Consider the following 13,239-nt stretch of genomic DNA (forward strand, 5'->3'; position numbering starts at 1 on the left):
CAAGCAAGAATTTAGTCACACAGGCCGTGCTTCGGTAGTCCGTTCAGCCACTTCTCAATAATATGATTAACTATGGCATCTGGATTTTTCCTCTCTATACATACAAAAGACCATTAATTTTCATGACGATAAAGATTTATCGTCATGAAAATTAACAGCCTCTACAATGGTTCATTCAATCCACATATGTTTAATTCGCCTATATGGACGAGGCCATTCCAATCGGGCATGAACAAACCATTTCCCAGCCTTCCTTCGTACTCGAAATGACATTGGCCATCAAATTGCAGCACCATTCAAAAGAGCTGGAAATTGGAACCGGATCCGGCTTCCAGACCACCCTACTCGCCGCCTTTTCGAACTCCGTTTATACAATTGAACGAATTGCAGCCTTGCATGAACAGGCAAAAGAAAGATTGGAAAAAGCCGGTTTCTCTAACATCCATTTCAAGCTGGATGACGGTAGCACCGGTTGGGAAGACCACGCTCCTTATAACCGAATTATGGTGACTGCCGCCGCTACCCAAGTGCCACGAGAAGCGGTTCCATTTCATCATCCGCAATTTGTAACTGGTAACTATCGCCCCATGTGAACCACTTTTTGCTGACAGCACCAATCATTGCTCCGTTTTGGTACACTTCAAAATCCATGTCCCACCAATTTCCCCGTACTTCTATCCCAGCCGCATCGATTGAATAACGTGCTTTCAAAAAAGAAAATTCCTTTTTAATCATCATCGTTTCTTGACCATGCACGTCGACCAAAAAAGTCGGTAGGAAACTAAATGTTTTCTTCGTAATTATCGCAACTTCCTGTCTGGCCACATCCATAATGGAAAATGTCTTCGGCACTTGCATGAAGCTCCCTTCCACAAAATACACTTCGTTCTCCAGCTCATCCTTCACCGAAAACTTGCCGCTTAGGCTCAATACCTTTTGCTTAATATACAGCTGTCTCATGCAATCCCTCCCGTATCGAAAGACTATTCCCAATCAATCCTTTTATCTCTCACACGATACTAATGAAGAAAGGTTTCATTACTGGAGGGATTTCTTTATTTAACACCGCATAATTGGGGCAATAACCTGTATAGTTTACGTTGCAAAGTCAACGGACTAAACTGTTCCTTACAAGAAAGCGATTGTGAAATTTTAAAGGCACACCGATGCCATTCTTTTCCGCGTGGATATGTAAATGTGGTTCGCTCGTATTCCCCGTGTTCCCAACTTTACCAAGCAATTGCCCTGCTTCTACATGTACACCTTCTTGAACAGCTACACTTCCCTCTTGCATATGTGCTAAATAAATTACGGTATCTTTCGCAATATCACACGTAAGCGCAACATAATTCCCTGTCGCATTTTTGGGATCTGCTTCAGGTGGTATTGAATCAATCAATCCATTCTCCATTCCGATAACAGTACCACCGCAAGGACTATAAATAGGATGACCAAAAATTTCGTATTTTTGTAGTGCTTTTGGATAGAGCCCTTTCGCACGTGTACCAACGGAGTTAAGCGCAAGAATATCTAACGCATATTGTTGCGGTTCATACGCCTGATGATAATTCATCTGCACATGATTACCGCCTTGCCCGATATAATACGTGCCTTCGTGTAACGGAAAATCTACCATAAGTGTTGTATCCTTTGTTGAATAACTCGTGAAGACGAAGGCGTTATATGCACCGAATATGAGTAAGAGGAAACCGTGTACGCCCAATGTAAATTTTTGATTGTTCGAGTATTTCATGATAAAAGGAAGTCGTCGCGCTTTTTTCCACGAGAAAACAAGTGCCACAATGAGTAGCGCTAAAAGTAAAAATCGAAAATAGTAGCCAATCCAGCTCCAGGCACCTGATTGGAAAACCCATACGATAAAAAAAACAGTCGTCAATGCGTCCAACAACCATTCTAATCTCGTTTTAAACTTCACTTTCCAAAGCGTCCCTATAAATATAAGTGGCAAAACGAGTAACATCGCCACTGTAAAAATAATCGGTACCATAATAATCGTCCCCCTCAAAATATATTTGATAGCTTTATTTACGGCGAGAATTCAAATAAGTTTCAACTGTTACTAATCAAGAATAATGCACCTATTTCCAAAACAACGCGTATTTCTTCCATCCATTCTAAGACCAGCGACTCACACTCAACTACTCTTCCGCACCAACACCCGCTCCCCCGCCCTGGCATGTCCCAAATAATACGGATAGGCGACAACTTTATTGCGGTGGAAATATAAAATGTCCGCAGTACTCCTTTCATCAAAATGAAAGAGCTTTGGCATTAAATACGAGGCGTTCATCAATCGTTTAGGAGTCTCTCTGAACATCTCCTGGTGAAGCGCGTGTGCTTCTAACACATTTTCACTATAGTAGAATGCGAATCGATCTGGCTGTGTTGTTTGAGCGACGTACAGTTTGACTTTACCAATATCTAACTGATTTTGCATGACCATTTTCGAAATTGCCTCGTCGTCATAGTCGATAACATCCAGCCGTTTGGAATCATCTTCCACTGTCACTTTGCCATTGCCAATTGCCCAAAAAATTCGGTGCGCCAAGTGAACCATGTCCATTTCAATGGCCAGCTGAAGTACTTCTTGTACAGAAACCATGTTCACGCCATCCTTTCTCTCGTCCAGTCGATGTTGTGAAGAATCCCCGTTTCCTTCACATAACCCACAGTTGCTGTGCCTGTGGGGCCATTGCGATGTTTGGCAATCTGAATTTCAAGCAAGCCTGGTCTATCCGTCTCCTTATCGTAATAATCGTCGCGGTATAAAAAGCCGATAACATCCGCATCTTGTTCAATATTGCCCGAGTCGCGTAGATCGCTCATGACGGGGCGTTTGTTGTCACGGGTTTCGACACTGCGGTTCAGTTGGGACAGACAAACAACAGGGCAGTTAAATTCTTTCGCTATTTGCTTTAACTCGCTGCTAATTTGTCCTACGACTTCCGTCCGATTGTGGCTCGGGGTGTCGCCACGGATGATTTGCAAATAATCGATGAAGAGTATCGGTTTCAGTTTCGGCTCCGTATGCATGATTCTTCTAGCGGCGGCACGCATTTGGGACACGGTCAGCCCAGCGCGGTCATCGATATGAATATTCGCTTCACTTAACCTGCCGAGTGTCGGAAGCCAGTTCGACTTTTGCTTTTCAGTGAAATGTGTGTAAGGATTCCGCATGCGTAATCGATTATAGCCGCCTGTTATTGCGATGAATCGGTCAATCATCGAGGTTCTGCTCATTTCTAGCGAAAAGATGATGGGCTTATAGCCCGCTAATCCTGCATGGAGCGCAAAATGATTCAACGTGTCCGTCTTCCCCATCGACGGTCTCGCGGCAATGATAATTAATTCAGCAGGTTGAAAGCCATCAAGCAGTTTATCTAAGTCATTCAATCCTGTTGGCACACCTGGTGTATGCTGCACCTCTTCATAAGGTCTTTCCCCCATTTTCATCAAATCCATACTAATATTCGTTTCGATTCCTGCATTGCCCTCCTTTTCCAACTCCTCAAACGCTTGTTGAATCATACCGATTTCCCAATCCTCTTCCTTCGCTTGTATAAGGATTCTATTTTTCACACGGTTTTTCCATGCTTCGCACATCATGTCCACATAACGGTCAAACTTCGTCGGGTTTGCAAAATGCGTTAATTCCGCCAAGTAATTCGCACCACCAAGCGCAGCGGGCTCCATCATCGTCAGTAACGTCACAAAGTCGACGGGACGCCCTTTCGCCAGTAATGCTTGCATACAACCAAAAATATTTTTATGAATATGACTGAGGAAAAAATCTTGTTTCACAGCACCGTCGACGATTAAATAATTCTCCGTCAACATCGACCCCAACACACTTTTTTCAATTTGCTCATGACGTTCCATCCGTTACGCCTCCCCTTTGCTAAAGTCTAATTCGAATGGCTTTGGTGGTCTGCTTGTAGGCAAGTCACTCCCTCGCGCTTCTTCCAAATAGTTTTCAAACTTCGTCGCATTGAATAACGTCGAAGGCCGTAAATACTTCTGCCAATGCGGATCACCCAGCCAGTGTTTCACCTTCGTATCAATAACCTTTTTGCAATCAGCCACTGTATACCCTTCGTGGAAACGCGCTGTTACGAATCGCGCCGTCGCCTTTGAAGACGCTTTGAATTGTTTGCTCGTTTTGTCATTCAAATAATCAATAACAGACACAACGTCGAGGTCATGCTCGACAATATCTTTCTTAATACTCTTATTCTCTTTGGTTATTGCTAAGGGCATTTCGCCTTCTGTAGAGGGAGCAATTTGCATGTCCTCTTGGTCAGATGTTGCGATTGTCGATGGCGCAGATTGCTCTGTGGAAGCCGTCAAAAGTTGCAGCTTCGCATAATCAATGCGATACCATTTCGTCTTGTCCATTTTCATCCGATTGTACGAAGAAGTTGCAATGATATAGCCCTTATCCTCCAGCCTACGAATCGCTCGTTTAATCGTATCGACCGACCAAAACGGGAATTCTTCGTTTTTCCACTCTTCATATGTTTTATAAACCCACTTATGCCCATCCCGAACATTCGTCGAGATGAGCGCCCTAAAATGTAGTTGTTGGAGCACAATGGCCTCATTTAATCCCACTTGCATCGCGAGCGACGGAAGCACTTGAAGCGGCGACTCTTCTATTAATAAATTCATTATGAATCCTCCTTAGCGTCTTTTGCCTAGACGAATAATGCCTTTCACCCTTTATATAGAGTCGGCATGCGTAAAAGGATACAACCAAATCAAATTTATTTTTCATAGCGTTCATCACGCAAAACCAACAGTGATTTCATGGCCGCATTGATTTCTTGAAAACGCAAAAAAAGGAATCCACTCGTTCAATATCGAACAGGTAGACTCCTTTTTGGTAGTAACGATTTTAATGATTTAAAACAATTTCAATCCTGTAATTTTATAATTGAGCCGAAAGTTCTTTTTCGCGTTCTTTCTTTTTCTTTTTCTCTTTCTCTTTTAAAACATAGCTCAGTAAATCCAATGAGATGCGTGCAGCCACTTGCCCCGTTATGCCAGTAGGATCATAAGGGGGAGCAACTTCTACGATATCAAAACCAATGACATTCCCCCTTTTTGCAATTCCCTCCAATAACTCATTCACTTCATCATAGAGCAGACCACCAGGGGATGGTGTTCCTGTTCCAGGCGCTATGGAAGGATCAAGACCATCTATGTCGATAGTTACATAATATTTTTCACCTGCTGGAATTAGCTCTAATAATTGCTCTAACCCCATTTTTCTCATCTTGCGCGGAGATACGATAACGCTGCCATATTCTCTCGCCGCGTCAACGTCTTCTTTTTTACTACTGCTAATACCACGGATACCAAATTGGAATATTTTCTGTACATGATCCAACTCAGATAAACGACGAATACAGTTTCCGTGGCCATAACGCATACCCGAACGGTGATCAGCCCAATCTAAATGGGCATCGATTTGAATCACATGAAATGGACCTAATTCCTCTAGTCCCTTTCCAACTGCCGCCGTGATGGAATGATCCCCTCCTAATACGACAGGCATGGCGCCTTTGGAAACTATTTTTCGGATTGCCTCTTCTGTGTTGTCATGACATTGCATAATATCCCCATGCACCATATCAACATCGCCACAATCTACAACTTTCCAATCTGGACCAAGATACATGGTATCGTTTTCAATATCATAAGCACCCTCAAGTCCAAAACTGTACAATGTAGAACCTTCGCGAATGCCCCTTGGCCCCATTCTTGCACCGGATTTCCATTGTGTCCCCATATCATTTGGTACACCGATTACCGCTACATCCGCATCCAATTGATTAAGATCAGGGCATACGGGGTATTTCCCGAATGTACTAATTCCAGTAAAAGGTAAGTTCAGAATTTGTTTCTCGCTAGGTTTGACCATTGTTATTTCCTCCTCATGTATCCTTCAATTTTGTTAAAAATAATGCACTAAACTATATTGCAATTTTCGTGCCAATTAATATCTTTAAACTTTCACTTGGAAAGTTTTCATCCTACTTTGATTGCCTGTACAGGCTTTGCCCTTACTTCTTCTGGTTGAATGGTTTTCGATACAAAGATCAAAGCCGGAACAGCAAAAACTAAATTGACTAAGATTCCGATGGTAGCTGCAACATGAATACTACCGATAGCCACCAAAACCCCATACACAGCTGTTGAAATGGCGATTCCGAAAGAGAATCCCAATGAGCTAGCCATTTTGTAAATGCCCGAGGCTACGCCCACTTTGTCATCGGCAATATTCGTGACAGCGGTATCGATTGAAGGTGTTGCATACATTCCAAGGCCAATGCCGGAAATTAGAAAGCCAGCAAATACGACAATGATATAAATGAAATCTGGCAAAAATGTCATAGCAGTCATACTCATGCCTATAGAAGCGATGAATGTGGCCCAAAGCATTGGCTTTCTTGGCCCCATTTTTTGAAGCATTTTCTCCCCAACTCGAATCATGACAACCACAGCAATGACGTTGCCGATGGTAAGTAACCCCGTTTGAAAGGAAGTAAATCCCCTTGCCAATTGAATATACGTATTGGCCACAACGACCGTGGCTGCAATACCATTTTGTAAGAAGTTTGATACAACAGCCCCCGTGTATGCTTTTGTTTTAAAAAGGGTAAAGTCGATAAACTGATTCTTCTTTTGTCTTTCAACCACAAAGAATAAGACAGTTGTTACTAAGGCGCCCCCAATGAGTCCAATGGTTAACGGACTTGTCCATCCAAAATCTTGGCCGCGTGTAACAATCAAATTGAACATCAACATCACAGCAATGAAAAGAAAAAAACCGGTAAAGTCAAATCGTTCTTTGCTTTGCTCACTTGCCTTGCTTTCTTGAATGTTCCTTAGTAAAAACATCGATAAGAGGGCAATGCCAATGGAAAAAACAAAAATCCATCTCCATCCCATATACGTAGCAATCGCACCACCGACTAAGGCGGTTGAACCTCCTCCCCCCCACGACCCGAAGGACCAATAACTAAGGGCGCGCTGTCTGTCTTTTCCGTCAAAAGCTGACTTCACTAAGGCAATGGTGGCTGGCATAATGCACGCAGCTGAAATACCTTGAATCACACGGCCAACAATTAATAAGGTGGCGCTTTGTGAAATAATAATTAACAAACAGCCAATAATATTAAGTGTTAGTCCGACAAAGGTTAATTTCTTACGCCCTGCTTGATCAGAAATTCCGCCAGCTGCCACAATAAAAAGACCAGAAAATAGTGAAGTTAAACTTGTAGCGATGTTTAGAGTTCCAAGCGAAACCCCCAAATCTTTTTGCATGGCAGGAATAATATTAATCATAGATTGGGCAAACAACCAAAATGTAAGGACAGCAAGAACGATACCGACAATAAACTTATTCGTACCCTGATTACTTTCTCCCATCATATTCCTCCTCCGTTATTTGTAACAGACCCATTAAAGCGCTTTCATTCCCTTTCAGGAAATTACACCCGTATTTCGGGATACACTTTAATAATTGCAACTTCCATGCCAGTCTGAAGTCTAATGGAGGATTGCCAGCGTTACCCAGTACAGATTATCATTGTAACCTTCTTATTACCGTGATCATTTGTGTAAATGCTACTTTTTGGAACCATTTTATATAGTCGCTTATACTAATAGTTAGTCAAGAATGACTATAGCCCATGAAGATATTTTTGTATTTTTCGGTTTGCGGTCGATTGACTAATGCCTAATCTTTTAGCTAATTTAATGCTGCTGGGATATTGCTTGAATAACCTGATAATAAACTCCCTTTCTACGCTTTCTAAATACTCATTCAAAGTCATATCATGCTGCCCCCTTTTCGCTAATCCTCCATGTGTAGGGTCTTCAATGTCCTCAATGTTAATTTCATTGGACTCTGTCGTAATAATGACTTTCTCAATAAAGTTACGCAACTCCCTGACGTTTCCTGGCCATTCCTGTTGGCTAATCCAAGCAACCATCTCCGGCGTAAAGTGCTTATCCATTCCATACTTCGTATTGAATTCTTCTTGCATTTCATAAATTAAAGGAAGCATTTCCTCCCTGCGTTCTCTTAGAGGAGGAATCGTTAGTTTAACGACGTTAATGCGATAATATAAATCCTCTCTAAATTGTTTTTTTCGAATCATTTCCTCCAACTTTTGATTGGTCGCACAAATAATTCGGCATTTCATTTCAATTTTTTTACTTCCACCAACCCTCATAAAGGATTGGTTTTGTAAAATAGATAATAGCTTCACCTGAAGATTCATTGGGAGTTCGGCAATTTCATCAAGAAATAAAGTTCCCTCACCGGCGCTTTCAAAATAGCCTTTCTTTCCTCCCTTTTTTGCACCTGTAAAGGCGCCATCATCATATCCAAATAATTCAGATTCAATAAGAGACTCCGGTATGGCACCGCAGTTTATTTCAATAAACGCTTCCTTTTTTCTCGGTGACATATCGTGAATCATTTGTGCCAGATAATTTTTACCTACTCCTGACTCTCCTTCTAACAAGACGGTAATGTCTAAATGTGCTACTTTGGATACGACGTCAAAGACCTGTTCCATTTTGCTATTTTTCAAGAAAAAAGGACGAGAGTGGTGTTTTTTTAGCTCTGCTATTTCTTTCTGATATTGTTGTATGGCTTTTGCCACCTGTTCATTTTCCTTTTTCAAATATTCGAATTCTGTAATATCCCTAGAAAAACTAATCGCCCCAATCAATTTATTTGACTCATTAAAAATTGGAGACCCAGAAATAATCAGTTTTCTCTTGTTTTTTGTTTCTTGAATAATGGTTTCTTCTTTTTTATTTTTTAACACATTGGCAGTGATTGACGGAGAAAAAACACCCTCTTTTTCTAATTGAAAGACATTCTGGCCAATCATTTTCTCATATGGAATCCCAAATAGACTTTCTGTGGATTGTCCGATATCTATAATGTTTCCTGTAGCGTCGGTAATGAAAATTTCATCAAAAGAATGCTTTAGTATTTGTTTTAAAAGAATATAGGCATTCTCTCTTAAATGCATACTAATCCCCCCTAGTCATCATTGATTATACACTATTCAGAAGAGACTATAAATTCGAATATTATTTCATTTCAGGCAAAATGGCTGCTTTGATTGCCAAAATGCTATGGAGAAATGGAGTGCTTCTTCTAAAGGTTTGATTAGCTAAGAGAATGGAGTGTTCACGATTCAGGTTGAACCCTCCAAAGAACAGGGAGAAGTCTTGTTCTTTGGAGGGGGGACATTTGTGCCTATCGCCTGCATGTTTATTTTGAGAGGAAAAGTTTGAGAGCTAATGGAATAAATTATCACTCGCATATGATATTGCGAAGAATGTTTGGGAGGAATAAATCCACACTTTGAAAAGTCCTTGTCTACAACAAAATGGTCCCAAGGGTAGTATGTACAACTAGTTAATTGCTAATATATTTCTCAAACATATCCCCAAAGTCTTTGATGTGGTATTGGTCACGAACAGCCGTTAACCAGGGGAAACCAAACTCGGTCATCCGAGGACATTGATCTTGAAAATACGCGCCGTCTTTTGTTTCAAATGTTAAGGAATCCATTCCTATCGCGCTAGTCGAGGTCGTTTCATCTGGACATTCAGCAAAATCTCGCTCTTTATGTTAACATTTTAGAAAATCGAGTTGACTATTATGAAGAACTTATACTACAATAAATGAGTAAACAAAACAAATTAAAAGGTTAACCTAAGGAGAGAATTCACAAAATGAGTGCATCTAGTTCAAAATTACGAATGATGATCTTATCAGCATTATTCGCGGCAATTATTGGGATCTTAGCACAAATGACAATCCCATTACCGCTTGTACCTATCACAGGACAAACGCTAGCCATCGGGCTTGCGGCCACTATTTTAGGTGCACGTTATGGAACATTATCCGTTATCATTTACCTATGTATGGGCGCAATCGGTATGCCCGTATTCGCACAAATGTCTGCTGGATTCGGCATTCTGGTTGGGCCTACGGGCGGCTATTTAGTCGGATTTATTCCCACAGCCTTGGTCATTGGCTATTTTCTTGAAAAGACAAGCTTCACACTAAAAAATGCAATCATCGCCAATATCATTGGTATGTTTATTGCGTTAATTTTTGGGACAGTTTGGTTAAAAATAATTGCCAATATCACATGGTCTGCGGCATTTATAGGTGGATTTGCACCGTTTCTAATCGGAGGTATCCTCAAAGCATTGATAGCCGCATGGGCCGGTATCGCTGTTCGTAATCGTTTGAAGTCAACAAATTCGCTAACTGCATGGAGTACTAACGCAAAATAATCGTAAATAAGAGGCATCCCTATCAACGTATGGGACGCCTCTTATCTATCGCATTTATTTACATGATTGGATACAAGTTGCTATTCACTAATTCATAATTTCACCGTCATCACTCACGAATAAAGCCTATAACTATTTCGCCCCTCTGCCTTCGCCCTATACAAAGCCCGATCCGCATATTTCATCAATTCCCCACCTGTTTTCCCGTCTTTCGGATAAAAGGCAATCCCTAAACTTGCAGTCATTTTACATAACATCTGATGCATACGCTTAGCGTCTTGAAGTGAGTTGATAATGCGATTGGCGATATGGACGGCATCTTGTTCTTCTTGTATTTCGGGAATTAAAATGGTAAATTCATCTCCGCCTTGCCTTGCAAAGATGGTATTTTCATGAAGACATTCTTGAACGATTCGAGCAAAGCATTTGAGGATTTCGTCCCCTACATCGTGACCAAACGAGTCGTTAATCTGCTTAAACTCATCCATATCTATAAAGATAACGGCCATTTTTCGCTCATATCGCTTCGCTTCTTCTAAGGATTTCTCTAATTCCTTCAAAAAAAGTCGACGGTTCGGTAAATCCGTTAACGTATCGTGGTAAGCCATATATGTCAACTTCTCTTCACTACGTCGCAGCGCTTCTTCTACCTGTTTTCTTTCGGTAACATCTGTGCGTATCGAGACATACTGATAAGGGATTCCCTTGTCATTTAGGAAAGGAACGACCGTCGTGTGTACCCAGTAAAAACTACCGTCTTTTGCTTTATTGCGAATTTCGCCTCTCCAAGTTTTACCTTGACCAATCGCTTTCCACATCCCTTTGAAAAACGCTTTGGGATGGTAACCAGAGTTTAAAATTTTATGATCCTGCCCCATTAATTCAGCTCTTGTGTACTTCGATATTTCACAGAATTTATCATTGACAAATTGAATAATGCCTGTACGATTGGTAATAGCGACGATGGAAGATTCGTTTAACGCAAAGTTCACATCTTTAAGCTCCTTCGTCGATTTTTCGAATATTCGTTCAGCTTCTTTTCTTTTTGTCTCATCGCTAAATAATGCTAAAACCGCTGGGCTTCCATCGTAATTAATGGAGACCGTTGCCATTTCAATATCAATCACTTTTCCGTCACGTAATGTGAGGTTCATTTCAGTGATGGGCAACTCTTTTCCCATTTCCGCTTCCGATAATGCCTGTTCGGCAAGTTTAGGAAAATCAGCAAGTGAAAAACTATCGATCGATTTCTCCTCTTCTCGAAGAATTTTCAACGCAGCTGGATTCGCATACAGCATACGCCCATCACGATAAATCGCAACCCCAGTTAAGGAATACTCCGCGATTTTTTGAAAACGCTCTTCACTTTCGATTCTTTCGGTAATATCCACACAAGAAGCAATCACCTCAACGACTTGCCCCGCTCTTAGGATGGGACGTAAAGAGGCAAAATACGAAACACCATTGAGCTGCCCTTCGTAACTAATATCCTCTTGCCCTTGCCACGCCTTACGATAATAAGTGGATTTTCTTTCCGCTTCTTGATACGGCAACACTTCATAAAGCTCTTTTCCAAGAAGTTTTTGTGGGGTAAGCCCTATTTTATAGAGCAATTCTCCATCACAAAGTGTATGTATGAACTTTCCATTTCGTTCGGTAAATTTTAAAATCATCCCTTGTTGCTGTCTTACGGTCTCTTGCAATTCTTGACGTGCATTTTCCAATGCCACTTCCAACCACTTTTTTCTGCTAGCCTCTTGTGGAATTTCCTCTTGCTTAGCGGTTTTTTCGATGTTAGCAAAGTTTTGGACAAGCTCTTCTGGCAATACGGGTTTGCTATACAAATAGCCTTGCGCCTTATTGCACAAATGCTGTTGAAGAAAAAACAATTGCTCTTTTGTTTCTACTCCTTCAGCCACAACGTCAAGGTTCAGTTGGTGCGCCATCGCAATGATTGCTTTCACAATCGTGGCATCCTTCGTATCAGGTGTACAAGCTCGAACAAAGGACTGGTCTATTTTAATTTCATCAATCGGAAAATCCTTCAAGTAGTGAAGGGAGCTATATCCCGTTCCAAAATCGTCTAAACTGAGTCGGACACCAATCTGCTTTAATTGTTGTACAATCGGAAGCACATGTTGAACATCCATCATCATACTTTCCGTAATTTCAAGCTCTAAGTATTCAGGGGCCAGTTTTGTTTCCACTAAAATCTCTTGAACGACTTGAACTAAATCGGGTTGATACAGCTGCAGGGCAGAAAGGTTAACGGCCATAATGAATGGACGAAGCCCTGCTTCTTGCCACATTCGATTTTGCCTGCAAGCCGTTCGTAACACCCATTCCCCTATTGGCAATATGAGTCCTGTTTCTTCTGCGACAGGAATAAAATCCACTGGAGAAATCATCCCCTTCTCAGGATGCTCCCATCGAATTAATGCCTCCACGCCTACTATTTGCCCCGACACCATATCCACTTTAGGTTGATAATAAAGTCGGAGTTCCTCTTTTTCAAGTGCTATGATAAGATCCATTTCCAATTGTTTGTTAATATCGTCCGTTGCATCCACTGCTGTAATAACCCTCCATTGCATAAAAGAAGACCCTTTTCCTTTTGTCTTCCACAAAATCCGGCACAGGCCTTTATCACTATCACGAAATACCTTTATAAAATAGAGTATAGTCCTTTTCTCGATAATATTCGACATTTACGGCTTGATATTTAGCACTCCGTCTATATACTATATTTCTCGAAATATCACGCAATAGCATGAGCAGATATTGTTTCTTTTAAAACAAAAAAGACTTTCACAATCTAGCGAAAATCTTCTTCCAAAGCTATAGCCAATGACACCGGGGCGTAATGGACTGTCTTAAATA

General features: G+C 41.2%; 11 protein-coding genes and 1 pseudogene. 2 read left to right on the forward strand and 10 right to left on the reverse strand.

The genetic code is table 11. From position 1 onward, the window contains the following. Positions 1–203 precede the first annotated feature (203 nt). A complete protein-coding gene (locus MKY34_RS15900) occupies positions 204–593 on the forward strand; it encodes a hypothetical protein (protein ID WP_342512102.1) in 390 nt (129 codons plus the stop codon). On the opposite strand, the gene MKY34_RS15905 is transcribed toward MKY34_RS15900, so the two are convergent. The 9 genes and pseudogenes from MKY34_RS15905 to MKY34_RS15945 all read right to left on the reverse strand — a co-directional run. After that, on the reverse strand, positions 520–960 hold the full coding sequence (locus tag MKY34_RS15905; RefSeq protein ID WP_342512103.1) for an LURP-one-related family protein: 441 nt from the start codon (positions 958–960) through the stop codon (positions 520–522). The two genes, MKY34_RS15900 and MKY34_RS15905, sit on opposite strands and share 74 nt — an antisense overlap. A gap of 148 nt (positions 961–1,108) precedes the next feature. Beyond that, positions 1,109–2,008 carry a M23 family metallopeptidase gene (locus MKY34_RS15910; protein ID WP_342512104.1) on the reverse strand — a complete coding sequence of 300 codons (900 nt, stop codon included), beginning with the start codon at positions 2,006–2,008 and terminating at the stop codon, positions 1,109–1,111. 147 nt (positions 2,009–2,155) lie between these two features. After that, positions 2,156–2,623, reverse strand: a complete 468-nt coding sequence (locus tag MKY34_RS15915; RefSeq protein WP_342512105.1) for a hypothetical protein — start codon at positions 2,621–2,623, stop codon at positions 2,156–2,158. A gap of 2 nt (positions 2,624–2,625) precedes the next feature. Beyond that, positions 2,626–3,900, reverse strand: coding sequence for a replicative DNA helicase (locus tag MKY34_RS15920; RefSeq protein WP_342512106.1), 1,275 nt, complete (start codon positions 3,898–3,900; stop codon positions 2,626–2,628). A 3-nt stretch (positions 3,901–3,903) separates the two neighbouring features. After that, positions 3,904–4,689: a conserved phage C-terminal domain-containing protein gene (locus MKY34_RS15925; RefSeq protein ID WP_342512107.1), complete on the reverse strand. Its 786-nt coding sequence runs from the start codon at positions 4,687–4,689 to the stop codon at positions 3,904–3,906. Positions 4,690–4,948: 259 nt separating this feature from the next. Beyond that, the gene (speB, locus tag MKY34_RS15930; protein ID WP_342512108.1) at positions 4,949–5,944 is read right to left on the reverse strand and encodes an agmatinase; all 996 of its coding nucleotides are present in this window, start codon (positions 5,942–5,944) and stop codon (positions 4,949–4,951) included. 107 nt (positions 5,945–6,051) lie between these two features. Further along, on the reverse strand, positions 6,052–7,458 hold the full coding sequence (locus MKY34_RS15935; protein ID WP_342512109.1) for an MFS transporter: 1,407 nt from the start codon (positions 7,456–7,458) through the stop codon (positions 6,052–6,054). Between the two features lie 251 nt (positions 7,459–7,709). Continuing rightward, complete coding sequence (locus MKY34_RS15940; protein WP_342512110.1) at positions 7,710–9,077, reverse strand: sigma 54-interacting transcriptional regulator; 1,368 nt, start codon at positions 9,075–9,077, stop codon at positions 7,710–7,712. A 392-nt stretch (positions 9,078–9,469) separates the two neighbouring features. Next, positions 9,470–9,580, reverse strand: a pseudogene (locus tag MKY34_RS15945) (YvbH-like oligomerization domain-containing protein); the annotation flags it as partial. 209 nt (positions 9,581–9,789) lie between these two features. On the opposite strand from MKY34_RS15945, the gene MKY34_RS15950 reads away from it, so the two are divergent. Next, positions 9,790–10,359: a biotin transporter BioY gene (locus tag MKY34_RS15950; protein WP_342512111.1), complete on the forward strand. Its 570-nt coding sequence runs from the start codon at positions 9,790–9,792 to the stop codon at positions 10,357–10,359. 113 nt (positions 10,360–10,472) lie between these two features. Here the strand turns inward: MKY34_RS15950 and MKY34_RS15955 are convergent, their stop codons facing one another. Continuing rightward, positions 10,473–12,953, reverse strand: coding sequence for an EAL domain-containing protein (locus MKY34_RS15955; protein ID WP_342512112.1), 2,481 nt, complete (start codon positions 12,951–12,953; stop codon positions 10,473–10,475). Between the last annotated feature and the right edge of the window lie 286 nt (positions 12,954–13,239).

The organism is Sporosarcina sp. FSL K6-1522 (genome assembly GCF_038622445.1).
Lineage (GTDB): Bacteria > Bacillota > Bacilli > Bacillales_A > Planococcaceae > Sporosarcina.